Consider the following 23,039-nt stretch of genomic DNA (forward strand, 5'->3'; position numbering starts at 1 on the left):
CCCGGGGCGCGACGCTCCCTCGCCGACGGGACCCGGCCCGTGCGTGCCCCACTAAAGTGAGGGCATGACCGAAAGCCCCGTGCACACCGCCCCGACCTCCGCCTCCGACCTCTGGCCCGCCCCGTACGCGGACGGAGCCGTCGACGCGACCGTCACCGTGCCCGGATCCAAGTCGGTCACCAACCGGGGTCTCGTCCTCGCCGCACTCGCCGCCGAGCCGGGCTGGCTGCGCCGTCCGCTGCGTTCGCGCGACACCCTGCTGATGGCCGAGGCGCTGCGCGCCCTGGGCGTGAAGATCGACGAGGGCGTCGGCCCCGACGGCACCGGTGAGGCGTGGCGGATCATCCCCGCCGGGCTGCGCGGTCCCGCGACCGTCGACGTCGGCAACGCCGGCACGGTGATGCGGTTCCTGCCGCCGGTCGCCGCCCTCGCCGACGGCCCGGTCCGCTTCGACGGCGACCCCCGTTCCCACGAACGCCCGCTGCACGGCGTGATCGACGCCCTGCGGGCGCTCGGCGCGCGGATCGACGACGACGGGCGCGGCGCCCTGCCGATGACGGTGCACGGCGGCGGCGGCCTGGAGGGCGGCACCGTCGAGATCGACGCCTCCTCGTCCTCCCAGTTCGTGAGCGCCCTGCTGCTCTCGGCGCCCCGCTTCAACCAGGGCGTGGAGGTGCGCCACGTCGGCGGGAAGCTGCCGTCCATGCCGCACATCCGGATGACCGTCGACATGCTGCGCGTGGTCGGCGCGCAGGTCGACGAGCCCGAGACCGGCGGCGAGCCGAACGTCTGGCGCGTCGCCCCCTCCGCCCTGCTCGGCCGGGACCTGGTGGTGGAGCCGGACCTGTCGAACGCCCAGCCGTTCCTGGCCGCGGCGCTGGTCACCGGTGGCCGGGTCACCGTCCCCGACTGGCCGTCCCGGACCACCCAGCCCGGTGACGCGCTGCGCGAGATCTTCACCGAGATGGGTGGCACCTGCGAGCTGACCGACGCCGGCCTCACCTTCACCGGCACCGGCCGGATCCACGGCATCGACGTGGACCTCGGCGAGGTCGGCGAGCTGACCCCCGGCATCGCGGCCGTCGCCGCCCTCGCCGACTCCCCCTCCACCCTGCGCGGTGTCGCCCACCTGCGCCTGCACGAGACGGATCGCCTGGCCGCCCTGACCAAGGAGATCAACGAGCTCGGGGGCGACGTGACGGAGACCGAGGACGGTCTGCACATCCGGCCCCGGCCCCTGCACGGCGGTGTCTTCCACACCTACCACGACCACCGGATGGCGACGGCCGGGGCGATCATCGGCCTCGCCGTCGCGGGCGTGCGGATCGAGAACGTGGCGACGACGGCGAAGACCTTGCCGGACTTCCCGCTGATGTGGACCGAAATGCTCGGAGTCTGAGGCATGCGGCGTTACGGCAAGCACACCGACGAGGACGACATCCGCCAGCGCCCCAACCGCAAGGGCAACCGTCCCCGGACCAGCATCCGCCCCAAGCACGAGGACGCGGTCGAGGGCATGGTCCTCACCGTGGACCGGGGCCGGCTCACCTGCCTGGTGGACGACCGGATCGTCCTGGCGATGAAGGCGCGCGAGCTCGGCCGCAAGGCCGCCGTCGTCGGCGACCGCGTCTCGATCGTCGGCGACCTCTCCGGCGAGAAGGACACCCTGGCCCGGATCGTCCGGATCGGCGAGCGCAGCTCGGTGCTCCGGCGCACGGCCGACGACGACGACCCGTACGAGCGGGTGGTCGTCGCCAACGCCGACCAGCTGGCGATCGTGACCGCGCTGGCCGACCCCGAGCCGCGCCCCCGGCTGATCGACCGCTGCCTGGTCGCCGCGTACGACGGCGGCCTCACCCCGCTGCTCGTGCTGACCAAGTCCGACCTGGCCCCGCCGGACGAGCTCCTGGAGATGTACGGCGCCCTGGGCGTCCCCTATGTGGTGACCACGCGCGACGAGTTCGTGGACGGGGCGGCCGCCGACCGGGTCCACGAGCACCTGACGGGGCGGACCACCGCCTTCGTCGGACACTCGGGTGTCGGCAAGACGACCCTGGTCAACGCCCTGGTGCCGGAGGACCGCCGACGGACCACGGGGCACGTGAACGCGGTGACGGGCCGCGGCCGGCACACCACCACCTCGGCGCTGGCGCTCCCGCTCAACGCCGAGGAGGGCGGCTGGGTCATCGACACCCCCGGCGTGCGGTCCTTCGGCCTGCACCACGTCGACCCGTCCCGGGTGATCCTCGCCTTCCCCGACCTCGTCCCGGGGACGGAGAACTGTCCGCGGGCGTGCAGCCACGACGAGCCGGACTGCGCGCTGGACGCCTGGGTGGCCGAGGGCCACGCCGATCCCGCGCGGCTGTTCTCGCTGCGGCGGCTGCTGTCCACCCGGGAGCGACGCGAGGGCGACTGAGCGGCGTACGTTTGCCGCCCACCACCATTGGTAAGTGCATAATCGCACCCAGTGGGACGAAGCAGTCGAACGAGCAGTCACCGACGGCGTGGGAGGCACTGACGATGGCGTGGCTGCTGGTGGTGGTCGCCGGGCTCCTGGAGACGGGGTTCGCGGTCTGCCTGAAGCTGTCCCACGGTTTCACGCGGCTGTGGCCGACCATCGCCTTCGCGGCCTTCGCCCTGGGCAGCTTCGGCCTGCTGACCCTCGCCCTGCGCAAGCTGGACGTCGGCCCCGCGTACGCGGTGTGGACCGGCATCGGCGCGGCGGGCACCGCGATCTACGGGATGATCTTCCTCGGCGACGTCGTGTCGACGCTGAAGATCGTCTCGATCACCCTGGTGATCGCGGGGGTCATCGGTCTCCAGCTGTCGGGTTCGGCCCACTGAGCGTTCCGTCGAGCACCCTGCGGACGAGCGGTCCGACACCCTGGGGGTCCGGGGCGACCAGGTGCGAGAGGGCGAGCCGCACCGTGAGTTCACACGTCCCGGCCCAGCGGTCGTCCGCGCAGGCGAGGGTGGCGGCGACGAGTTCGGAGGGCGCGGGCGGACCGGCGTCGGCCCGGCGCTGGGCGGGCACTCCGGAGCGCAGCGCGCCGGCCCGCGCGGGCCGCGGGACGGGGAGGCGTTCGCCCCAGCAGCCGGTGAGGAGCGCGCGCAGCAGGGGGCGGGTGCATGCCTCGGCGACGATCCACTCGGCGACCCCGGCGAGCCGGTCGGGCATGCCCGCGGGCTCGGCGAGGCGCTGCTGGACCCCCGCGAGGTAGGCGTCGGCCTCGCGCCGCAGAAGGGCGCGGGCCAGACCCTCCTTGCTGCCGAACTCGTTGTAGAGGGTCTGCCGCGAGACACGCGCGTCGGAGGCGACGTCGACCATCCGGACCGCGGACCAGGGCAGCCTCCTCAGAGCCACGAGCGCGGCATCGAGCAGGGCCTCACGGGCAGTCGGCATCGTCGCCTCCCGGCCAGAACGGTTCTTCGCTCAGAGTTGACGGGCGGCCACGCTCTGTCAAGGACTCCCGCAGGGGCACGCCGCTTCGAGGGATAGAGTTCCGACCATGGCCGACTACCACGATGACCTTCGTCTCGCCCATGTCCTCGCGGATGCCGCGGACGCGGCCACCATGGACCGCTTCAAGGCGCTCGACCTGAAGGTCGAGACGAAGCCGGACATGACGCCGGTGAGCGAGGCGGACAAGGCCGCCGAGGAGCTGATCCGCGGTCAGCTCCAGCGCGCACGGCCCCGCGACGCGATCCTCGGCGAGGAGTACGGCGTGGCGGGCACGGGCCCGCGCCGCTGGGTGATCGACCCGATCGACGGCACCAAGAACTACGTGCGCGGGGTGCCCGTCTGGGCCACGCTGATCGCGCTGATGGAGGCGGGCGACACCGGCTTCCAGCCCGTGGTGGGCGTGGTGTCGGCGCCGGCGCTCGGGCGCCGCTGGTGGGCGGCGAAGGGGGCGGGCGCGTACACCGGCCGCAGTCTGACGTCGGCGACCCGGATCGGGGTCTCGCAGGTGTCGGAGCTCTCCGACGCCTCGTTCGCCTACTCCTCGCTCAGCGGCTGGGAGGAGCAGGGCCGCCTCGACGGCTTCCTCGACCTGACCCGGGCGTGCTGGCGCACCCGGGCCTACGGCGACTTCTGGCCGTACATGATGGTCGCCGAGGGGTCGGTGGACATCTGCGCCGAGCCGGAGCTGTCGCTGTGGGACATGGCGGCCGTGGCGATCGTCGTGCAGGAGGCGGGCGGCACGTACACCGGCCTGGACGGGCAGCACGGTCCGCACAGCGGCAACGCGGCGGCCTCGAACGGCCTGCTCCACGGCGAGCTCTTGAGCTATCTGAACCAGCAGGGCTGACCGCCCCGCCGACGTCCCCACGGCGTCCCGGCCGCACGCGCGCGGGCGCCCGGGACGCTCCCGCACACGCCACGCGCGCCCCCTTGTTGAGTCCGGGCCCCGGTGTCACTCTGAGAGTCCCCCCACTTGTGAACTTGTGAATCCCTTCTCGTTGAAGGCGGGACGGGATTCCCCAAGGAGGTGGCTCCATCCATGCTCGTCCGTGACGCCATGAGCACGGTGGTCCTCACCATCGGACCAGCCCACACCCTGCGGCAGGCCGCGCGACTGATGTCGGCGCGCCGCGTCGGCGCGGCCGTCGTCCTGGACGCCGACACCAGCGGCCTCGGCATCATCACCGAACGCGACATCCTCAACTCGATCGGCGCGGACCAGAACCCCGACCACGAGACCGCGGGCGCCCACACCACCACCCACGTGGTGTTCGCGGCGCCCACCTGGACCCTGGAGGAGGCCGCGGAGGCCATGACGCACGGCGGCTTCCGTCATCTCGTCGTCCTGGACGACGCCGGCCCCGTCGGGGTCGTCTCCGTACGCGACATCATCCGCTGCTGGACGCCGGCGCATCGGCGCGCGGCGACCCTGACCGGCTAGGGGGCGCCCGGAAAGCGGCGCAGCAGGATGTGAAGGAGGGCCGGACCTCCGCGGGGAAGTCCGGCCCTCTCTCTTCGACGGCAAGCGTCGTCAGCCGCGCAGGGCCTGGACGGCGGCCTCCAGCCGCTTGCCGAAGTCGCCGTCCGCCTGACGGAAGTTGTCGATCGCGCGCTCGACGATGTCGTCGCGCGAGACCTTGGCGATGAAGCCCGCCAGGTTCCCGACGAGGCGGCCCTTCTCGTCCTCGGACATCAGGCGGTAGAGGTCGCCGGCCTGGACGAAGTCGTCGTCCTCGGCGTGCACCGGGGCTGCGTGGCCGCCCGTGCCGCCGCTGACCGGGGTGGACTGCCACAGCGGGCGGTCCGTCTGGAAGGGGCCGCCGAAGCTGTTCGGCTCGTAGTTCTTCGCGCCCTTGTGGCGGCCGTCGTAGAGGAAGCCGTCACGGGAGTGGGTGCGCGCCTCGGTGGCGTGCGGGCGGTTGACCGGCAGGTGGTCGGCGTTGATGCCGACGCGGTAGCGGTGCGCGTCGCCGTACGCGAAGAGGCGGCCCTGGAGCATCTTGTCCGGGGAGGGGCCGATGCCCGGCACGAAGTGCGCGGGCGAGAAGATGCTCTGCTCGACCTCGGCGAAGACGTTCTCCGGGTTGCGGTTGAGCTCCAGCGTGCCGATCTCGATCGGCGGGTAGTCCTCGTGCGGCCACACCTTGGTGAGGTCGAACGGGTTGAACCGGTAGGCCGACGCGTCGGCCGCGGGCATGATCTGCACCTGCACGGTCCAGGTCGGGAAGTCGCCGCGCTCGATGGCCTCGCGCAGGTCGCGCTGGTGGCTGTCCGGGTCCTCGCCCGCGAGCCTGTTGGCCTCGTCCTGCGTGAGGTTCTTGATCCCCTGGTCGGTCTTGAAGTGGTACTTGACCCAGAAGACCTCGCCGGCCTCGTTGTTCCACTGGAAGGTGTGCGAGCCGTAGCCGTTCATGTGGCGGTACGAGGCCGGGATGCCGCGGTCGCCGAAGAGCCAGGTCACCTGGTGGGTCGACTCCGGGGACAGCCCCCAGAAGTCCCAGACGTTGTCCGCCTCCTGCGAGCCCGTGTAGGGGTCGCGCTTCTGGGTGTGGATGAAGTCCGGGAACTTGATGGCGTCCCTGATGAAGAACACCGGGGTGTTGTTGCCGACGAGGTCGTAGTTGCCCTCTTCGGTGTAGAACTTCAGCGCCCAGCCGCGCGGGTCGCGGACCGCGTCGGCCGCACCGAGGTTGCCCGCGACCGTGGAGAAGCGCAGGAACGTCTCGGTCTGCTTGCCGACCTCGGAGAGGAACGCGGCACGCGTCCACTGCGAGACGTCACGGGTCAGCGTGAAGGTGCCGTACGCGCCGGCGCCGCGCGCGTGGACCACGCGCTCCGGGATGCGCTCGCGGTTGAAGTGGGCGAGCTTCTCGAGGAGGAGCTGGTCCTGGACGAGAACGGGACCGCCGACGCCCGCCGTCTCGCTGTTCTGGTTGTCGGCGACCGGCGCGCCGGCCTCCGTCGTGAGCGGTCCCTGCGTCACGTGCGCCTCCTGCGTCATGTCCTGCGAGTCCTGTCCTTTTTCGGCCGCGCGTCCTGGACACTCGACCAATGCCGGGACCGATCCTACAATGGACATTGTCTAAGTCAAGCAACCATCCAAAGTCACACCCGTTCGGGACGCGAGTCCCCGACTGTTAGGCTGACCCCCATGAGCGACCTGTTGGAACGACTGCGCGGCCGCGGCTGGCGGATGACCGCGCAGCGGCGCGTCGTGGCCGAGGTCCTCGACGGAGACCACGTCCACCTGACCGCCGACGAGGTGCACGCCCGCGCGGTGGACAGGCTCCCCGAGATCTCCCGGGCGACCGTCTACAACACGCTGGGAGAGATGGTCACGCTCGGCGAGGTGATGGAGGTCGCGACGGACGGCCGCGCCAAGCGGTACGACCCGAACGCCCACCGCCCGCACCAGCACCTGGTCTGCGGCCGCTGCGGCGCCATCCGTGACGTCCACCCGGTGGGCGACCCGCTGGCGGACCTCCCGGACACCGAGCGCTTCGGCTTCACGATCTCCAACGTCGAGGTCACCTACCGCGGCCTCTGCCCCAGCTGCGCGACGACCGCCTGAGAGACGGCGGGACAGAACGGCCCGAGGCCCCCGACCCCTGCGGTCGGGGGCCTCGCGCATGCCTCGGACGGGCAGCCGGCGCCGGCGACCGGCCAGGGAGACGACGGACCAGGGAACGACGAAGGCCCGGATCCAAGAGGATCCGGGCCTTCGTTGCTACTGAGTAGCGGGGACAGGATTTGAACCTGCGACCTCTGGGTTATGAGCCCAGCGAGCTACCGAGCTGCTCCACCCCGCGTCGGTGAAGCCAACCTTACGGGACCCCCTCCACCAGCGCAAATCACTTGGGTCCTGCCCCCCCCGGACGCCCCTACGCGGTGAGCTCCTGGTGCAGCGCCTCGCTCAGTCGGGCCGCCCGCTCGGCCACCTCCGCCGGCCCGAGCTCCACGGCCCGCGCGCACCAGCGCCGCCCCTCCGAGAGCTCTCCGCGACGGGCCGCGAGCAGCCCGAGGCGGAGCGCGGCGCGCCCGTGCCCGGCATGGGCCGCGCGGGTCCACCAGAGGGCGGCCTCCCGCTCGCTGCCCTCGCGGGCGAGCAGCAGCCCGAGGTTGAAGGCGCCGTTGCGGCTGCCCGCCTCGGCCGCCTCGCGGTACCAGCGGGCCGCGTCCGCGATGTCACCGCGCGCGGCGGCGAGCATGCCGACACGGACCTGGGCCCTGCGGTGGCCCTGCTCGGCGGCCCGCTCGTACCACTCCTCGCACTCGCTCTTCTCCTCACGCGAGGCACCGAGCGCCGGCGGACCGGGCTCGGGCCGGCGCGCGTCCAGCACCGTGGCGAGCCGGAAGGCCGCCTCGGCGCTGCCGCCGCCCGCAGCGCACCGGAGGTGCCGCTCGGCGGCCTGCTCGTCGCCGTCGCGCAGGGCCGCGATGCCGACCTGGAGCGCGGCCTCGGTGTGCCCGGCGGCCGCGGCCCGCTCGTACCAGCTCAGCGCGGTGCGGTCGTCGTCCCGTCCGGCGTAGAGGATCCCGAGGTTGAAGGCCGCGTCGACGCTGCCGGCCTCGGCGGCCTTGGAGAACCAGGGCTCGGCGCCGTTCGCGTCGCCGGCCTGCAGGAGCAGCACGGCGAGCGCGTTGGCGGCCTCGCGGTGACCCGCGTACGCGGCGCGGCGGTACCACTGCTCGGCCTGCGGGGTGCGGTCCTGGGCGGCGCAGAGCAGGCCCAGGTTGTACGCCCCGTTGACGTCGCCGGCGTCCATGGCGGCCCGGTACCAGCGCTCGGCGGTCTGCTGCTCGCCGCGGGCGGCGTGCAGGGCACCGAGCGCGTTGGCCGCGTTGCCGTCGCCGTCCTGGGCGGCGCGCAGCCACCACACGGCGGCGCTCTCCTCGTCGCCCGCGTCGCGCAGCAGGAAGCCGAGCGCGCAGGCGGCCTTCGCCTCGCCCTCCTTGGCCGAGCTGAGGTACCAGCGGCCCGCCTCCTTGAGTTCGCCGCGCTGCTCCAGGATCGCGCCGAGGTGCAGCGCCGCCCGCCGGTGGCCGCGCGCGGCCGCCTGCCGGTACCACTGCTCGGCCTCTCCGGCCTCGCCGGTCTCCCCGCCGGGCCGCGGGCCCGTCGCGACGCCGGAGCCGCCCGGGGCCCCCGCCCCGTCCGTCAGGACCTCACGGGCGGAGCGGAGCCGGGTGCCGGTGTCGTAGAGCGAGGCGTGCCCCGGCTCCGCGCCGGCGGCGCGCTTCTCCACGGCCCGGGCGAGGCGGTAGGCGGCCTCCCGGTGGCCCTGCTCGGCGGCGGCACGCAGCCAGCGCTCGGCGCCGACGTCGCTGCGGTGCTCCAGCAGGTCGGCGAGGGCGTACGCGCCGAGCGCGTGGCCCTGCTCGGCGGACTGGCGCAGCCAGTACTCGGCGGCGGGCTCGTCCCCCCGCTCGCGGTGGTGCCGGCCGAGCGCGTGGGCGGCCGGCGCGGAGCCCGCGACGGCGGCGACCCGCCACCAGCCGGCGGCCTCGTCGGCGTACCCCCGCTGGTGCAGCAGCACACCCAGGTTGTTGGCCGCGGCGCGGTCCCCCTCCGCGGTGGCGCCGCGCAGGTACGGCTCGGCGCCGTCCAGGTCGCCGCGGCGCAGCAGCAGCGCGCCCAGCATGCTCATCGAGGCGGTGTCGCCGCTCTCGGCGGCGCGCCGGTGGCGCGCCTCGGTCTCGGTCTCGCTCTCGGCGGTGGTGTCGACGGTCGCATCGACGGCCACGACGGCCTCGATGATGTCATCTACGGCATTCTTGGCATACCGCTGCACAAACCGCCCTGTCTCCAACAGAGTTGCCCTGTCCCCCATAAATTCCATCGTCGCACCACCCGCAACGCCCGTACACCTGGTATACCGCAGCCAGTGAGGTCACTTCAGCGTTTTGTCGACATGCCCACAGAGAGATAAGTCAAACACGTTCCGGCCCAACTCACCCCCTCCGAACGGCTCTTCGGGTCGCGTGATGTGCCCCCGGACATGACGAAGGCCCGGATCCTGATGGATCCGGGCCTTCGTCTTCAGTAGCGGGGACAGGATTTGAACCTGCGACCTCTGGGTTATGAGCCCAGCGAGCTACCGAGCTGCTCCACCCCGCGTCGTTGTGTTGCAACCGTACCACGACGCGGGGGTGGGTCCTGTCAGCCGCTCGGCGGGCTCGCGCTGGTGGACGGGGTCGCCCCCGGCTTGGGCGTGTTCCCGGCGGGCTTCTGGTCCGCCGGCTTCTGGTCCGACTTCAGCTTGGCGCCCGCGTCCGCGGCCCGCTGGAGCGCGTCCTGCAGGGCCTCCTGCGACTTGCCGTACGCGGTCCAGTCACCCTTCTTCAGCGCGGCCTCGCCCTCGTCGTACGCCTTCTGGGCGTCGGCGATGGCCTGCTTCAGCGCGGCGTCGTTGGTGGTCGGCGGCGTCGTGCCCGGCTGCTCGGGCTGGGGCGGTGTGACGCCCTCCACCCCGAAGACGGCGTTCAGCGCGAGGGTGAGGTTGTCCTCGAACACCGTGGTGTCCTTGGTCGTGTCACCGTCCGGCTGGTCCGCGTCCACGTACGACACCGCGACCTTCTTCAGCAGCGGGTAGTGCGCGTTGCGGCCCTGGGCGTACACCGGCTCGACGTAGAGGAAGCCTCCGTCGAGCGGGACCGTCAGCAGGTTGCCGTACTGGATGTCGGAGTCGGCGCCCTTCATGTCCCGGACGAACGTGGCCACGGACGGGAGGCTGTTGAGCTTGTTCTGCACCTGCTCGGGTCCGGGGACCTCCGAGGTGACCCGCAGCAGCCTTATGCGTCCGTAGTCCTTGCTCGTGGCGTCGGCCTCGACCGCCATGAAGGCGCCCAGGTTGGGCCGCCCGTTCGGGGTGAACGTCGTCGTCAGCGAGAACTGCTGGCGGGCGTCACCGGGCATCTTCATGCTCAGGTAGTACGGCGGGACCGCGTTGCCGTCCTTGTTCGTCGGGTCGTCCGGCACCTGCCAGGCGTCGGAACCGCTGTAGAACTGCGCCGGGTCCTGCACGTGGTACCGGGTGAGCAGCTCACGCTGGACCTTGAACATGTCCTGCGGGTACCGCAGGTGCTGCATGAGGCTGTCCTTGATCGCCTCACGCGGCTGCACGGTGTCCGGGAACGCCTTCATCCAGGTCTTGAGGACGGGGTCCGCCTTGTCCCACTGGTACAGCGTGACCGTGCCGTCGTACGCGTCGACGGTGGCCTTCACCGAGTTGCGGATGTAGTTGACCTGGTTCTGCTGGGCGACCACCGCGCGCTGCTGGTTGCCCACGGTCAGGGAGTCCGCCGTGGTGTCGCCGAGCGTGGTGCGCGAGGCGTACGGGTAGCCGTTGGTCGTCGTGTACGCGTCGACGATCCACTGGATCTTGCCGTCCACGACCGCCGGGTAGGCGTCGCCGTCGATGGTCAGCCACGGGGCGACCGCCTCGACGCGCTCCTTGGGGGTGCGGTTGTACAGGATCCGCGAGCCGTCGCCGATGGCTCCCGAGTAGAGGATCTGCGGCTCGCTGAACGCGACCGCGTAGGCGGCGCGGTTGAAGGTGTTGGAGAGGTTGACCCCGCTCTTGCCCTGGTAGCTGGTGGTCTTCTCGCCGTTCTCCTCGTAGTCCAGCTCCTTCTGCGGGCCGCCGACGATCGAGTACTGGTCCGTCTTCTCGCCGTAGTAGACCCGCTGCTGGTACGGGCCGAGCTGCCCGGTGGTCGGCAGGCCGGCCTCGGTGAAGACCGGGGAGCCGTTGGCGTCCGTCTGCGTACCCCGGGCCATGATCGCGCCGTAGCCGTGGGTGTACGTGAAGTGGTCGTTGATCCAGTTCCGCTTCGGGATGCCCTTGATGTTGAGCTCACGCAGGCCGACGACCGTGTCCTGGCCCTTGTAGCGGTCCACGTCGAGGGTGGTGGGGAACTGGTAGTACTTCCGCTTCTGCTCCAGCTGCTGGAACGTCGGCGAGACGATGTTCGGGTCGATCAGGCGGTAGCTGGCGGCCGTGTCGGAGTTCGCTCGGAGCTGCTCCTTGTTCTTGACCGTCGACTTGCCCGAGTAGTTCTCCGGGTTCGTCGAGTCGATCGCGTACGCCTTGCGGGTCGCGTCGATGTTCTTCTGGATGTACGGCGCTTCCTTGGCCTGCTCGTTCGGCTGGACCTGGAACTTCTGCACGATCGCCGGGTACAGGCCGCCGATCAGGATCGCCGACAGGACCATGAGGCCGAAGCCGATCACCGGCAGCTGCCAGGTGCGGCGCCACAGCGTCGCGAAGAACAGCACGGCGCAGATCACGGCGATGCAGAAGAGGATCGTCTTCGCCGGGAGGTAGGCGTTGGCGTCGACGTAGCGCAGGCCCGTCCAGTTGCCGGCGGCCTTGAAGTCGCTGGACTTCACGGCCAGGCCGTACCGGTCGAGCCAGTAGGCCACGGCCTTCAGGGAGACGAAGACACCGAGCAGCACCGACAGGTGACCGGTCGCGGCGGCGGTGGCCCGGGCGCCGGGGCTGGTGACGCGGAGTCCGCCGTACAGGTAGTGGGTCAGCGCGGCGGCGATCAGCGAGAGCACGGCCGCGGCGAAGCCGAAGGCCAGCAGGAAGCGGTACCAGGGCAGGTCGAAGGCGTAGAACGACACGTCCAGCTGGAACTGGGGGTCCTTCTGGCCGAACGACACGCCGTTGACCCACATCAGCCAGGTGCGCCACTGGCCGGAGGCCGAGGCACCGGCGATCAGGCCCACCAGGGCGGTGATCGCCAGGAGCACCCACTTCTTGTAGGGCGCCAGACCCATCCGGTACCGGTCGAGGCTCTGCTGCTCCAGCGACATCGCGCTGAGCGGCGGCCGCAGCCGGTGTGCCAGCCAGATGTTCAGGCCGACGGCGAACGCCATCAGCAGGCCGAAGACCAGGAACAGCCCGATCTTGGTCCACAGCGTGGTGGTGAACACGGACGAGTACTGCACCGAGCGGTACCAGAGCCAGTCGGTCCAGAACCCGGCGAACATGACGAACGCCATCGCCAGAACGGCCAGCACGCCCAGGGTCATGAGCAGCGTGCGGGCGCGCCGGGACGGCCGGCCGACCCTCATCCTTGGCCCGGTCGGGCCCCCGCCGCCTCCGCGGTCCGGCATCTGGAAAGCCAACGTGCGCCCCTCGAGGTTGATGCGTCGTAATGCAGGCCCCGCGATCGTAGAGCCCACTGATGCAACTTACTGAGGCTTTACCTAGTTCCCGCCTTCGGGGGATGAGGAGGCAGGATGTTGGTCATGTCCAACGTTTCCCCCTCCGGTCCCCCGATGGCCGCGAGCCCCCTCACCCGCGCGGTGCTCGAGATCGACGAGTACGCCTCCGGTCTCGGCTGGGACCGTCCGGCCCGCCTCTTCGCCCTCGTCGACACCGCCAGGCTGCGCGCCCAGGAGCCGGGACTGGCGTCCCAGCTGGGCCTGGCCGACGCCGAGGCCGCCGCCTTCACCCCCATCGAGCAGGAGGAGCTGCCGGCCGGCAAGCCCCTCGACGAGTTCCTCGGCAGGATCGCCTGGCCCGACGCGGTGGCCGGCTGCGCGCTGACCGTGGAGCGCCTGATGCTGCCGCCGTCCGCCGAGGCGTCCGTGCCCGACGGCCTCGACGAGGCCGGTCTGGTCAAGTGGGTGGCCCGGCACCCCGACCGTCAGGAGGTCCGGATGACCGTCGCGGTGCTGCGGAACGGCACCCGCGAGGCGGCGATCCGGCTCCGCGCCAAGGACTCGCCGAACGAGGTGCTGACCGGCGCGGACCTGGTGCCGGGGCTCGCGGAGGCCCTGGCGGCGACCTTCGAGTCCTGAGCCGTACGCACGGGAAGGGGCGCCCCGGTCGGTGGACCGGGGCGCCCCTTCCCGTGCGACGGGTGGGATCAGCCCTTCGCGCAGGCGGGCAGGGAGGCGGTGTCGCCCTTGCGGAGCTTCTCCAGCGACTTCGTCGCGTCGTCGATGGTGTCCACCTTGATCAGCGTGAGCCCGGCGGGGGTGTCGCCGGCCGCCGCCTCGCAGTTCTCGGCCGGGGTGAGGAAGTACCGGGCGCCGGCGTTGCGGGCGCCGACGAGCTTCATCTCGATACCGCCGATCGGGCCCACCTTGCCCTTCTCGTCGATCGTGCCCGTACCGGCGATGAACTTGCCGTCGGTGAGGCTCTCGGGCGTCAGCTTGTCGACGATGCCGAGCGCGAACATCAGGCCGGCGCTCGGGCCGCCGACGTCGTCGAGCTTGATGTCGATGGCGAACGGGAAGACGTGGTCGGTGCCGGCCTGGATCCCGACGATGGCCCGGTCGCCCTCCGGCGACTTCACCGTGGTGATCTCGACCGTCCGGGTGGCGGTGGGCTCCTTGCCGGCCTTCTCGGCCGCCGCAGCCTCCTTGGCCGGGACGATCGTGAAGGCGACCTTGTCGCCCGGCTTGCGCTTGGTGACCTGCTCGGCGACGTCGCCGGGCTCCTTCACCGCGACGCCGTCGACGGCCTTCACCACGTCGCCCGCGTGCAGGACGCCCTGGGCGGGGCTGTCCTTCACCACGGAGGCGACGATCACCCGGGTGGTGACCGGGATGCCCAGCTCGCTGAGGGCGGCGACCTTCGCGGCCTCCTGCGACTGGCTGAACTCCTCGGCGTTCTCCTGGGTCGACTCCTCCTCGGTCTTCCCGTCCGGGTAGATCGTCTCCCGCGGCACCACCACGCTGTCGTGGGCCAGCCAGCCGTAGACGGCCTCGACGGCGTTCATCCGGTAGTCGGCGCTGGTGACGCGGACCGTCGTCATGTTGAGGTGCCCGGAGGTGGGGTACGTCTTGCGACCGTCGATCTGGAGCACCGGCTCACCCCGGGCTTCCCCGAGGGTGTTGAAGGTGGGTCCAGGGCTCATCAGCGCGTACGGCACCGGGAGGAGAACGCCCACACAGAGCAGAGTGATCAGGACCAGGGTGGAGGCGAGCATCGTCACAGTGCGGCGTGGCATGGAACGACAGTACGGGACGGGCCTGTGAGTGCACCCGCGGGGCGGGTCCGTACGAGGCGGCCGGCGGGAGGTGGTCAGCCGGAGACTTGGCTACTGCGTACGGAGGAGGGCGAGGCCGCGGGGGCCATCTCGATCTCGACGTCGGCGGTACCGGAATGGGACCGCTCCATCGCGTCCCGGAAACGGGCGTAGCCGGCGAGTTCGGCGACGTCCCCGATGGTCTTGTTCCTCGATGCCCAGCTTCCCCATATCGCCGCGCCGACGACTGCGAAAAGCGGAATCAGCAACCAGGCGAGCACTGCCATCCCGACCTCCCATCCCCAATGAGCGACCGCAACCGACCGAGTCCGGTCGATCAGCAGATTAACGATCTGCAGCAACAACGCTGCTGCCAGGGTGCCGGTTACGCAAATCGGGCCGTTCGACTACAGGACGTCGGCGCGTCGCTGGACAGGAGCGGCGACGCCGTGCGAAGGACGCCCGCGGAGTGCGGGAGGCTCAGCAGGCCCCGACCCTCCCCCGGACTCCGTCCGGGGGGACCCCCACACCTGTGCGGAGGCTCAGCAGGCTCCCACCCTCCCCCAGACTCCGTCCGGGGGGACCCCCACACCTGTGCGGAGGCTCAGCAGGCTCCCACCCACTCCTCGGTGCCGTCCGAGAAGGTCTGGTGCTTCCAGATGGGGACCTCGTGCTTGAGGTCGTCGATGAGCTTGCGGCAGGCCTCGAAGGCCTCGCCGCGGTGCGGGCAGGAGACCGCGACGACGACAGCGAGGTCGCCGACCCTCAGATCGCCCACCCGGTGGACGGCGGCCAGGGCGCGGACCGGGTAGTCGGCGACGACCTTCTCGGCGACCCGGCGCAGCTCGGCCTCCGCCGAGGGGTGGCAGGAGTAGCCCAGCGCGTCCACGTCCGCGCCGCCGTCGTGGTTGCGCACGGTGCCCACGAAGAGGGTGGTGCCCCCGGAGGCGTCGTCGCCGACCGCCCGGAAGACCTCGTCGAGGGAGAGCGGCGTGTCCCGGATCGCCAGCAGCTTGATCGGGTCGGCTGCGGCCTGCTCGCCGGGGTGGTCGTGGGTGCGTGCCATGGTGCCCATGGTGCCGTACTCCCCGGACATCCCGGAATAGCGGATTCGACCGGCTGCGCGGAGTCTCCCTCGGAGAGACCTACAGGCCGCGCCGCTTCCGCATCTGGCGGACCAGCGCCGCCGTGCCCAGCAGCGCCACCGTCGCACCGGCCGCTCCGGCCGCCGTCGCGTCCTTGCGCCCGAGGCGGCGGCCCGCGACCGTGTGGCGGCCCTCCACCTCCTCCAGGAGCGCGGCGAGCACCTCCTCGTTGGTCCACCGCGGGCGCCAGCCCGCGTCGTGCAGCCGGCCGACGCTGACCACCCACGGATGCATCGTGTAGGCGAGGTCGCCCGCCGGCGACGGGGTCAGCCCGATGCGGTGCAGGCGGGCCGCCGCGCCCAGGGCGACGGCGGAGGGCAGCTCCATGCGCCGGATCCCGGAGAGCTCCTCGACCTCCTCCTGCTCCAGCCAGCCGTCGCAGCCGACCGCGAACTCCCCGTCGACCTTCCCGAGGGCCGCGTACTCCAGGGCACCGACCAGGTCCTCGACGTGGCAGAACTGCCAGGTCGGACGGGATCCGGCGACCACCAGCAGCCGGGGGGACTCGAAGTAGCGGGTCAGCGCGGTGTCCGTCCCGCCGACGAGGACGGCCGGGCGCACCACGGTGACGTGGAGGCCGGGGTGGGCGCGCGGCGCCCGGCGGCCGAGCCGCTCGATCTCCAGCATGTCGCCGACCCCGGTGGCCTCGGCGGTGGCCCGCAGCTCGGCGTCCTCGGACAGCGGGATGTCGTTGTCGGGCAGGGCGCCGTAGACCATGGCGGAGGTGCAGAGCACCACGCGGTGCACGCCGGCCGCGGCGGCGGCCGTGAGGACGGTCTGGGTGCCGCGCACGTTGTACGCCGTTCGGGCGGCGGCGTCCGCCTCCAGGTCGAGATCGACGGCGAGGTGCACGACGACGTCGGCGCCCCGCAGCTTCTCGGCGATGGCGGGGTCGCGGACGTCGAGGATGTGCCACTGCGCCTCGGAGACCTCGCCGCGGCGCTCGTCGATCGCGATGACCTGCTTGATCTCCTCCGAGGCCGCAAGCCGCCTGGTCAGCAGGTCGCCGACTCCGGAGGCGGCACCGGTGACCGCGACCACCGGGCCGCGCCCGGCGGACCGGGTCGATGGGTTTCGCGCTGCGCGAACCTGAGGATCTGGGGAACTCACCGGGCGTCTCCAGCGGTTGTCTTCAGTACGTGCACGAATGACGCGTACGTACCAGGTGGCGTCCATCCTGCCGCAGGCCACGGCCCGGCGGAGCACCGAGCCCATATCCGGCCCGGATGTCTACGCTGGTGGTGTGTATCGGGCACCGAGGCGAGCCGATGGGGCGCGCCGGGTGAGCAGGGCCGAGCGCGCAGCCCCGAGCGACGAGGGGGCGAGCACGTACGGGCCTGTGAGTCCGGCACAGGGCGCCCCGGAGGAGAGCAGAGCCGGGACAAGTCGCCGTCGGCAGGAAGCCGGCGGCCCTACGAGCCGAGGAAACCTGTGAGTGACACCCCATTCGGATTCGGCCTTCCGCCGGAGGAGCCGGAGAACGGCGACGAGGGCAAGAAGAAGGACCCCGCCGGAGGTGGCCAGGGGTCCGGTGGCCAGGGCGGCGGTAATCCGTTCGGTGCCAATCCGTTCGGGTTCGGCGGTCTGCCCGGCGGAGCCGGCGGTGGCGACAACCCGTTCGCCGCGATGTTCGGCTCGCTGAACCCCAACGACCTGGGCGCCGCCTTCCAGCAGCTCGGCCAGATGCTCTCGTACGAGGGCGGCCCGGTGAACTGGGACATGGCCAAGCAGATCGCCCGGCAGGTCGTCGCCCAGGGCACGGCCGACGGCACGAAGGACTCCAGCGTGGGGCCGGCCGAGAAGACGGCGGTCGAGGAGGCCGTGCGACTGGCCGACCTGTGGCTGGACGGCGTGACGTCGCTTCCCTCGGGCGCGCACACGGCCGTGGCGTGGAGCCGCGCCGAGTGGGTCGAGGCGACCCTGCCCGCGTGGCAGCAACTGGTCGACCCGGTCGCGGAGCGGGTCGGGGCGGCGATGGGTGACGTCCTGCCCGAGGAGATGCAGGCCATGGCGGGCCCGCTGATCGGCATGATGCGCTCCATGGGCGGCGCGATGTTCGGTCAGCAGATCGGCCAGGCCGTCGGCGCGCTCGCGGGCGAGGTCGTCGGTTCGACGGACGTCGGTCTGCCGCTCGGTCCGGCCGGGCGCGCCGCGCTGCTGCCGCTGAACATCGAGGCCTTCGGCAAGGACCTGGGCGTCCCCAAGGACGAGGTGCGGCTCTACCTGGCCCTGCGCGAGGCCGCCCACCAGCGGCTCTTCGCCCACGTGCCGTGGCTGCGCTCGCATCTGTTCGGTGCGGTCGAGGGCTACGCCCGCGGGATCAAGGTCGACACCTCCAAGCTGGAGGACGCCGTCGGCCAGCTGGACCCGACGCACCCGGAGCAGCTGCAGGAGGCCCTACAGCAGGGCATGTTCCAGCCGGAGGACACGCCGGAGCAGAAGGCCGCCCTGGCGCGGCTGGAGACGGCGCTCGCGCTGGTCGAGGGCTGGGTCGACGCGGTGGTCCACGAGGCCGCCAAGTCGCGTCTGACCTCGGCGGACGCGCTGCGGGAGACGCTGCGGCGGCGCCGGGCGAGCGGCGGACCCGCCGAGCAGACGTTCGCCACCCTGATCGGTCTGGAGCTGCGTCCGCGCCGGCTGCGGGACGCCTCTCGGCTGTGGGCCTCGCTCACCGACGCGCGGGGTGTCGACGGCCGCGACCACCTGTGGGAGCACCCCGACATGCTGCCGACGGCGTCCGACCTGGACGACCCGGACGGCTTCGTGCACCGTGAGCAGCTCGACTTCTCGGAACTGGACAAGATGCTCGGAGAGGCGGCCGGCAAGCAGAACCGCGCCGAGGACGCCGGCGAGGACCAGGGCAAGGGCGACGAGACCGGCAAGGACGACAGCGACAAGTGAGCCTCCACGACGACGCCGTCCTCGTACTGAAGTCGTACGCGCCGGACGGAGCGCAGGACGAGCTGCGCGGGACGTACCTGGACCACCTCGCCGCGCACGAGGACGCCATGTGGAAGGCCTGCGGGGCCGGGCATCTGACGGCCAGCGCCCTGGTCGTCGATCCGGAGCGCGGCCGGGTGCTGCTGACGCTGCACCGGAAGCTCGGCCTGTGGCTGCAGATGGGCGGCCACTGCGAGCCCGGTGACACGACGCTGGCCGCGGCGGCGCTGCGGGAGGCGACCGAGGAGTCCGGGATCGCGGGGCTGACGCTGCTGCCGGGCGGTCCGGTGCGCCTGGACCGGCACCCGATTCCGGCGCCCTGTCACTGGCATCTGGACGTCCAGTACGCGGCGCTGGCTCCGGCCGGCGCGGTGGAGGCGATCAGCGACGAGTCGTTGGACCTGCGCTGGTACGCCTACGACGAGGTGGCCGACGTGGCCGACGCCTCCGTGGTGCGGCTGGTGGAGGGCACCCGGGAGCGCCTCGGCTGACCGGGGGACGACGAACGGAACGGACGAGGGGCGGTCGCCGTGGCGACCGCCCCTCGTCCGTGTCCTCCCGGCCGGTCCGGCCCGCCGCCTTCGCGGCGGCCGGTCCCGGGCGGTGCGTCAGTTCCAGGCGTTGTTCTGGTTCTGCGCGTGCGAGCCGTGCTGTCCGGCACCGAACTGGGCGGCGAGGCCCTGTCCGATGGCGGCGTTCTGCGGCGGCATGACCTCGCTGGGCTGGACGAGGGCGAAGCCCTGGCCGAGGAAGCTCAGTTCCCAGCCCTCGCCGGTGTCGCCGCGGCGGCGGCGGACGCTGGAGCTGTGCGTCTGGGCCTGCATCTGCACCCGCAGCCCGGTGGACCAGGCGACGATGGCGTCCGCGTCGGCGCTGACGTACTTCTCCGGCGTGACCTGCATCATCAGCGGCTGCCCCGAGGTCATCAGGGCGACCTTGCCGCGGCCGGAGATGTTGAGCTGGTACTTGCCGGTGCCGGAGACGCCGTACTGGCTGTCCACGGCGATGACCTCGGTGTGCAGGGTCGAGTCCAGCGCCAGCACGTAGGCGCTGTCCACGGTCATGCCCTCCTGCTCGACCTCCACGACGTGGATGTACTGGGCGAGGTTGGCGAAGTAGACCGTGCCCTGGCCGGAGCAGCGCATGAGGTCCAGGCCCTCACCGGTGCGGGCGCGGGCCCGGCGCTGGCTCGCGTTCTGGTACTCGCCGTCGAAGTCGACGAGGCCCTGGTAGGCGACCATCGCGCCCTTGCGGGCGAGGACGTCGTCCTGGCCGTTGAGCGCCACCCGCAGCAGCTGCGGGTTCTGGACGACGTACCGGTCCTGGCTCTGCTGCTCGGCGTAGTTGAAAAGCGGGCTCTGCATGGTGTTCTCGCTCCCCCTCAGCCCCGGACCCGCAGGCGGTCGGTGCTGTCCTCGCTCGGCTGTACGACGACGATGCCCTGGCCGGAGAAGGCCATCTGGTAGGCCTCGCCGCTGCCCCGTCCGATGAGGGAGGAGGCCTTGAAGCTGCGCTTGCCCTTGACCTTGAGCGCCGGGGACCAGGCGACGAGCGCGTCCGGGTCGACGTAGGTCTCGTCCTCGCCGCGACCGCAGTCGACGACGATCGGGGTGCCGCGCGAGGTCAGGGCGACCCAGCCGGTGCCGGCGATCTCGACGTTGAACAGGCCCTGGCCGGCGAACTTGGCGAGGCCCTTGACCCGCTCCACGCCCCACTGGAGGTGCGCGTCGAAGGCGAGGAGGTTGGTGCCGTTCACCGACAGCGAGTCGTTGTTGAGGTTGATCACGACGACGTCCGCGCCGTAGTCGGCGAGGTAGAGCAGGCCGTCGCCGGAGCACTTCATGACGGGCGCGCCCTCACCGGTGGCCCAGGCCTGCGCGACCTGGCGGACGGCGGGCGGGTTGGGCTCGTAGGTGATGAAGCCCTCGTAGGCGACCATCGAGCCGGTGCGCGCGTACAGGTCCTGGCCGGAGGCCATGGCGACCTTGAGCATGGAGCGCCCGTGGTTCTCCATCCGGGCGGCCATCGGAGTCGGGGCGTAGCCCGCGAGTTGCTGGTTCATGGTTCGGGCTCCCTCAGACCTCGTACGGCTGGACGACGATGAAGTTGCCGGGGGCTCCCCGGAACTGGAGGTTCACCGTCTCGCCGCTGTGTCCGGGGTACGCGTTGCGGCGCAGCCGGACCTGGCTGGAGAGGATCACCTGGGACGCGGACGACCAGGCGACGACGGCGTTGCAGTCGGCGAAGGTCGTCGGGGTGACGGGCAGGACCACCGGAACGCCGTGCGTCTTGACGACGACGGTGCCGGTGCCCTGGAACTGCATGGTGAACAGGGCGCCGCCGGGGATGCCGTGACCCTCGATCCGCCGGACCTCGTACTGCAGCGACTCGTCGAAGGCGAGGACGTTCTCGGCGGAGACGCAGATGCCGTCGCCCTGCAGCTCGATCGGGTGCAGGTGGGCGCCCTCCTCGGCGAGGAAGACCTGCCCGCGGCCGGTGCAGCGCATGAGCTGCATCTCCTGGCCGGTGGCGTTGCCGACGATCCGGCCGGCGAAACCGGCACCCTTGTGGCTGAAGTCGACCTTGCCCTGGTACATCACCATGCTGCCCTGGCGGGCGAGGACGGGGACGCCGCCCATGCTCAGGTCGACCCGCATGAGCTGCTGGTTCTGCGGTGCCCAGCGCGCGCCGGTCGCGGTCTCCTTGTACGGCTGGAGCGCGGCGGCGAGTCCGGCGCCGGCGGCCGGGACGCCCTGGGGCACTCCCTGCGGGACACCCGGCTGGCCGGGCATGCCGGGCGGCTGCTGACCGTACGTCGGCTGGCCGTAGGGCGCGGGCTGACCGTACGGGGCCGGGGCCGGCTGACCGTAGGGCGCGGGCGCGGCCGGCGGCTGCGCCTGGCCCGGGACCTGGCCGTACTGCGGCTGCTGGGGCGGCTGGGGCGCCTGCGGCGGCTGGCCGTAGGGCGCGGCCGGCGGGGCCAGGGGCGCCGCCATCGTGGGCGCCGTGTGCATCGGCTGGGCCGGTGCGGGCGGGGCACCGAACGACGGGGCGGGCTGAGGCGCCGGCGGCGCGGCGGGCGCGCCGAAGGCCGGCGGCGCGGTGGCCTGCGGGGGCGGTGCGAAGCCGGGGGTGCCCTGGGCCTGCGGGGCCTGGGCCTCGGGCTGCTCCTCCGCGACCTCTCCGCCGAAGTTCTTCAGCAGCGCGTCGAGGCCGCCGTCGAAGCCCTGGCCGACGGCGGCGAAGCGCCACACATCCTTGAGGTAGAAGTCGCCGAGCATCACCGCGCGCTCGGTGGAGAACTCCGAGCCGGTGAAGGCGTACCGGACGACCTCCTCGCCGCCGGCGACGATCCGGATGTAGCCGGGGCCGATCTGCGACATCTGGCCGGCGCCGTCGACGGTGGCGGTGAAGGACAGCTTGTGGATGTTCGCCGGGACGCGGTCGAGCGTGACGCGGAAGGACTCCGTGTCGCCGGACTGCGCGCCGAGGAGCTGGATGGACTCCTCCGGCGATTTCGGCTGGTTGAAGAAGATGAAGTACCGGTCGTCCGAGAGCTGCTCGTTCGCGTCGAGGCCGAAGCAGCTGATGTCGAACGTCAGCCCGGGGGCCGCGATCTGCACACCCACGTACAGATCCGTTCCCGGTGTCAGATCACTGATCTTGGCCTTGTGGCCGCGTTGGAATTCCCTGGCCATGCGTAACGACCGTCCCCCATCCCGAATGTGAATGCGTCGCGCCAGGCTAACGGCTGGATGCGACATTGAGGCAAGCCGGTACACATTCGGTACAGGACTGGCGGGATCGACGGGCCGGGCGGCGGGTCACGCCTCGCGGGCCGCCGGCAGGTGGGGCGGACGGTCCGCCGCGACCACGCCCTCCAGATAGCCGCGCGCCCTTTCCGTCCGCGGATACGCCTCCAGGAGCCGCCAGAACCGGGGCCCGTGACCCGGCACGAGGAGGTGCGCCAACTCGTGGACGAGGACGTAGTCGACGACGTACTCGGGCATCCCCTGGAGCCGGTGGGACAGCCGGATGCTGCCTTCCGAGGGGGTGCACGAGCCCCAGCGGGTGTTCTGGTTCGTCACCCAGCGCACCGACGCCGGGCGGGCGCGGCCGGCCAGGTACTGCTCCGACAGCCGCTGCGCGCGGGCGTTCAGCTCGGTGTCGCCGAGGACACGGCGGCTCTCCTGGGCGGCGAGCTTGTCCAGCATGACCGTCACCCAGCGTTGCTCCTCGGCCTCGGACATCCGGGCCGGGATGAGCACGATGGTCCGGTCGCCCTCGCGGTACGCGGAGACGGTTCTGTTCCGTCGCGCGCTCCTGCGGACCTCGACCGCACTCGTCGCCGCGGGGCGGGGCGGCTTTCTCGTCACGCTGCGCTGTGGATCGGCGGGCACGGCCCCGACGTTACCCGTAGCCGGTACGGGAAGTCCCGCCTCCGGGCGGTTGTGCCGCGATCCCGCACCGTGCCGCATTCAAATGATGAGAACACCGGTGCT

Annotated in this window: 21 protein-coding genes and 2 tRNA genes; 9 read left to right on the forward strand and 14 right to left on the reverse strand. The window is 71.8% G+C overall.

Annotation, left to right across the window (positions count from 1 at the left end; all coding sequences use genetic code 11):
* Nucleotides 1-64: 64 nt before the first annotated feature.
* From aroA to ACGFZF_RS26850, 3 genes are all read left to right on the forward strand, one after another.
* On the forward strand, nucleotides 65-1,399 hold the full coding sequence (gene aroA / locus ACGFZF_RS26840) for a 3-phosphoshikimate 1-carboxyvinyltransferase (protein WP_393558140.1): 1,335 nt from the start codon (nucleotides 65-67) through the stop codon (nucleotides 1,397-1,399).
* A gap of 3 nt (nucleotides 1,400-1,402) precedes the next feature.
* Entirely contained in the window at nucleotides 1,403-2,416 is a 1,014-nt protein-coding gene (gene rsgA / locus ACGFZF_RS26845) for a ribosome small subunit-dependent GTPase A (RefSeq protein WP_393558142.1), read from the forward strand.
* Nucleotides 2,417-2,520: 104 nt separating this feature from the next.
* A complete protein-coding gene (locus ACGFZF_RS26850; protein ID WP_147981139.1) occupies nucleotides 2,521-2,844 on the forward strand; it encodes a multidrug efflux SMR transporter in 324 nt (107 codons plus the stop codon).
* On the opposite strand, the gene ACGFZF_RS26855 is transcribed toward ACGFZF_RS26850, so the two are convergent.
* Entirely contained in the window at nucleotides 2,810-3,403 is a 594-nt protein-coding gene (locus ACGFZF_RS26855; protein ID WP_393558145.1) for a TetR/AcrR family transcriptional regulator, read from the reverse strand. The two genes, ACGFZF_RS26850 and ACGFZF_RS26855, sit on opposite strands and share 35 nt — an antisense overlap.
* A 106-nt stretch (nucleotides 3,404-3,509) precedes the next feature.
* Between ACGFZF_RS26855 and hisN the strand changes: the two genes are divergently transcribed.
* Complete coding sequence (gene hisN / locus ACGFZF_RS26860) at nucleotides 3,510-4,310, forward strand: histidinol-phosphatase (protein ID WP_393558147.1); 801 nt, start codon at nucleotides 3,510-3,512, stop codon at nucleotides 4,308-4,310.
* Between the two features lie 192 nt (nucleotides 4,311-4,502).
* On the forward strand, nucleotides 4,503-4,904 hold the full coding sequence (locus ACGFZF_RS26865) for a CBS domain-containing protein (protein WP_356606657.1): 402 nt from the start codon (nucleotides 4,503-4,505) through the stop codon (nucleotides 4,902-4,904).
* A gap of 90 nt (nucleotides 4,905-4,994) precedes the next feature.
* Here ACGFZF_RS26865 and ACGFZF_RS26870 read toward each other — a convergent pair whose 3' ends face one another.
* Nucleotides 4,995-6,464 (reverse strand): catalase, encoded by a 1,470-nt coding sequence (locus tag ACGFZF_RS26870; protein ID WP_393558150.1) that lies wholly within the window; start codon nucleotides 6,462-6,464, stop codon nucleotides 4,995-4,997.
* A gap of 150 nt (nucleotides 6,465-6,614) precedes the next feature.
* Here ACGFZF_RS26870 and ACGFZF_RS26875 point away from each other — a divergent pair, with 150 nt between their 5' ends.
* Nucleotides 6,615-7,034 (forward strand): Fur family transcriptional regulator, encoded by a 420-nt coding sequence (locus ACGFZF_RS26875; protein ID WP_393558152.1) that lies wholly within the window; start codon nucleotides 6,615-6,617, stop codon nucleotides 7,032-7,034.
* A 164-nt stretch (nucleotides 7,035-7,198) separates the two neighbouring features.
* Here ACGFZF_RS26875 and ACGFZF_RS26880 read toward each other — a convergent pair.
* The 4 genes from ACGFZF_RS26880 to ACGFZF_RS26895 all read right to left on the reverse strand — a co-directional run bounded on the left by ACGFZF_RS26880 (nucleotide 7,199) and on the right by ACGFZF_RS26895 (nucleotide 12,587).
* Nucleotides 7,199-7,272, reverse strand: a tRNA-Met gene (locus ACGFZF_RS26880).
* A 72-nt stretch (nucleotides 7,273-7,344) separates the two neighbouring features.
* Entirely contained in the window at nucleotides 7,345-9,303 is a 1,959-nt protein-coding gene (locus tag ACGFZF_RS26885; RefSeq protein ID WP_393558154.1) for a tetratricopeptide repeat protein, read from the reverse strand.
* 204 nt (nucleotides 9,304-9,507) lie between these two features.
* A tRNA-Met gene (locus tag ACGFZF_RS26890) sits at nucleotides 9,508-9,581 on the reverse strand.
* Between the two features lie 42 nt (nucleotides 9,582-9,623).
* Entirely contained in the window at nucleotides 9,624-12,587 is a 2,964-nt protein-coding gene (locus tag ACGFZF_RS26895) for a UPF0182 family protein (protein ID WP_393558156.1), read from the reverse strand.
* A 135-nt stretch (nucleotides 12,588-12,722) separates the two neighbouring features.
* Between ACGFZF_RS26895 and ACGFZF_RS26900 the strand changes: the two genes are divergently transcribed.
* A complete protein-coding gene (locus ACGFZF_RS26900; RefSeq protein ID WP_393558158.1) occupies nucleotides 12,723-13,277 on the forward strand; it encodes a PPA1309 family protein in 555 nt (184 codons plus the stop codon).
* A 68-nt stretch (nucleotides 13,278-13,345) separates the two neighbouring features.
* On the opposite strand, the gene ACGFZF_RS26905 is transcribed toward ACGFZF_RS26900, so the two are convergent.
* The 4 genes from ACGFZF_RS26905 to ACGFZF_RS26920 form a co-directional block, all read right to left on the reverse strand.
* Nucleotides 13,346-14,434, reverse strand: a complete 1,089-nt coding sequence (locus ACGFZF_RS26905; RefSeq protein ID WP_393558160.1) for a PDZ domain-containing protein — start codon at nucleotides 14,432-14,434, stop codon at nucleotides 13,346-13,348.
* Between the two features lie 74 nt (nucleotides 14,435-14,508).
* Complete coding sequence (locus tag ACGFZF_RS26910) at nucleotides 14,509-14,739, reverse strand: hypothetical protein (RefSeq protein ID WP_147981130.1); 231 nt, start codon at nucleotides 14,737-14,739, stop codon at nucleotides 14,509-14,511.
* Nucleotides 14,740-15,056: 317 nt separating this feature from the next.
* On the reverse strand, nucleotides 15,057-15,518 hold the full coding sequence (locus ACGFZF_RS26915) for a molybdenum cofactor biosynthesis protein MoaE (protein ID WP_393558162.1): 462 nt from the start codon (nucleotides 15,516-15,518) through the stop codon (nucleotides 15,057-15,059).
* Between the two features lie 79 nt (nucleotides 15,519-15,597).
* Complete coding sequence (locus ACGFZF_RS26920; RefSeq protein WP_393558164.1) at nucleotides 15,598-16,707, reverse strand: SDR family oxidoreductase; 1,110 nt, start codon at nucleotides 16,705-16,707, stop codon at nucleotides 15,598-15,600.
* Between the two features lie 321 nt (nucleotides 16,708-17,028).
* On the opposite strand from ACGFZF_RS26920, the gene ACGFZF_RS26925 reads away from it, so the two are divergent.
* Both ACGFZF_RS26925 and ACGFZF_RS26930 read left to right on the forward strand, forming a co-directional pair.
* Nucleotides 17,029-18,498, forward strand: coding sequence for a zinc-dependent metalloprotease (locus tag ACGFZF_RS26925; RefSeq protein WP_393558167.1), 1,470 nt, complete (start codon nucleotides 17,029-17,031; stop codon nucleotides 18,496-18,498).
* The gene (locus ACGFZF_RS26930; protein ID WP_393558169.1) at nucleotides 18,495-19,028 is read left to right on the forward strand and encodes an NUDIX hydrolase; all 534 of its coding nucleotides are present in this window, start codon (nucleotides 18,495-18,497) and stop codon (nucleotides 19,026-19,028) included. The genes ACGFZF_RS26925 and ACGFZF_RS26930 overlap by 4 nt, the downstream gene beginning before the upstream one ends.
* 117 nt (nucleotides 19,029-19,145) lie before the next feature.
* On the opposite strand, the gene ACGFZF_RS26935 is transcribed toward ACGFZF_RS26930, so the two are convergent.
* The 4 genes from ACGFZF_RS26935 to ACGFZF_RS26950 all read right to left on the reverse strand — a co-directional run bounded on the left by ACGFZF_RS26935 (nucleotide 19,146) and on the right by ACGFZF_RS26950 (nucleotide 22,937).
* On the reverse strand, nucleotides 19,146-19,901 hold the full coding sequence (locus tag ACGFZF_RS26935; protein WP_393558171.1) for an AIM24 family protein: 756 nt from the start codon (nucleotides 19,899-19,901) through the stop codon (nucleotides 19,146-19,148).
* Between the two features lie 17 nt (nucleotides 19,902-19,918).
* The gene (locus ACGFZF_RS26940) at nucleotides 19,919-20,599 is read right to left on the reverse strand and encodes an AIM24 family protein (protein WP_393558173.1); all 681 of its coding nucleotides are present in this window, start codon (nucleotides 20,597-20,599) and stop codon (nucleotides 19,919-19,921) included.
* Between the two features lie 13 nt (nucleotides 20,600-20,612).
* Entirely contained in the window at nucleotides 20,613-22,235 is a 1,623-nt protein-coding gene (locus ACGFZF_RS26945) for a TerD family protein (RefSeq protein WP_393558175.1), read from the reverse strand.
* 126 nt (nucleotides 22,236-22,361) lie between these two features.
* Nucleotides 22,362-22,937 carry a M48 family metallopeptidase gene (locus ACGFZF_RS26950; protein WP_393558177.1) on the reverse strand — a complete coding sequence of 192 codons (576 nt, stop codon included), beginning with the start codon at nucleotides 22,935-22,937 and terminating at the stop codon, nucleotides 22,362-22,364.
* Nucleotides 22,938-23,039: the final 102 nt, after the last annotated feature.

Source organism: Streptomyces sp. NPDC048338 (genome assembly GCF_043201055.1).
In the GTDB taxonomy this organism is placed as follows: Bacteria; Actinomycetota; Actinomycetes; order Streptomycetales; family Streptomycetaceae; genus Streptomyces.

Bases quoted from the DNA above. Each gene is read 5' to 3' on its own strand.
- aroA (WP_393558140.1), top strand. From the start codon at position 65: ATGACCGAAAGCCCCGTGCACACCGCCCCGACCTCCGCCTCCGACCTC.
- rsgA (WP_393558142.1), top strand. From the start codon at position 1,403: ATGCGGCGTTACGGCAAGCACACCGACGAGGACGACATCCGCCAGCGC.
- ACGFZF_RS26850 (WP_147981139.1), top strand. From the start codon at position 2,521: ATGGCGTGGCTGCTGGTGGTGGTCGCCGGGCTCCTGGAGACGGGGTTC.
- ACGFZF_RS26855 (WP_393558145.1), bottom strand. From the start codon at position 3,403: ATGCCGACTGCCCGTGAGGCCCTGCTCGATGCCGCGCTCGTGGCTCTG.
- hisN (WP_393558147.1), top strand. From the start codon at position 3,510: ATGGCCGACTACCACGATGACCTTCGTCTCGCCCATGTCCTCGCGGAT.
- ACGFZF_RS26865 (WP_356606657.1), top strand. From the start codon at position 4,503: ATGCTCGTCCGTGACGCCATGAGCACGGTGGTCCTCACCATCGGACCA.
- ACGFZF_RS26870 (WP_393558150.1), bottom strand. From the start codon at position 6,464: ATGACGCAGGAGGCGCACGTGACGCAGGGACCGCTCACGACGGAGGCC.
- ACGFZF_RS26875 (WP_393558152.1), top strand. From the start codon at position 6,615: ATGAGCGACCTGTTGGAACGACTGCGCGGCCGCGGCTGGCGGATGACC.
- ACGFZF_RS26885 (WP_393558154.1), bottom strand. From the start codon at position 9,303: ATGGAATTTATGGGGGACAGGGCAACTCTGTTGGAGACAGGGCGGTTT.
- ACGFZF_RS26895 (WP_393558156.1), bottom strand. From the start codon at position 12,587: ATGCCGGACCGCGGAGGCGGCGGGGGCCCGACCGGGCCAAGGATGAGG.
- ACGFZF_RS26900 (WP_393558158.1), top strand. From the start codon at position 12,723: ATGTCCAACGTTTCCCCCTCCGGTCCCCCGATGGCCGCGAGCCCCCTC.
- ACGFZF_RS26905 (WP_393558160.1), bottom strand. From the start codon at position 14,434: ATGCCACGCCGCACTGTGACGATGCTCGCCTCCACCCTGGTCCTGATC.
- ACGFZF_RS26910 (WP_147981130.1), bottom strand. From the start codon at position 14,739: ATGGCAGTGCTCGCCTGGTTGCTGATTCCGCTTTTCGCAGTCGTCGGC.
- ACGFZF_RS26915 (WP_393558162.1), bottom strand. From the start codon at position 15,518: ATGGCACGCACCCACGACCACCCCGGCGAGCAGGCCGCAGCCGACCCG.
- ACGFZF_RS26935 (WP_393558171.1), bottom strand. From the start codon at position 19,901: ATGCAGAGCCCGCTTTTCAACTACGCCGAGCAGCAGAGCCAGGACCGG.
- ACGFZF_RS26940 (WP_393558173.1), bottom strand. From the start codon at position 20,599: ATGAACCAGCAACTCGCGGGCTACGCCCCGACTCCGATGGCCGCCCGG.
- ACGFZF_RS26945 (WP_393558175.1), bottom strand. From the start codon at position 22,235: ATGGCCAGGGAATTCCAACGCGGCCACAAGGCCAAGATCAGTGATCTG.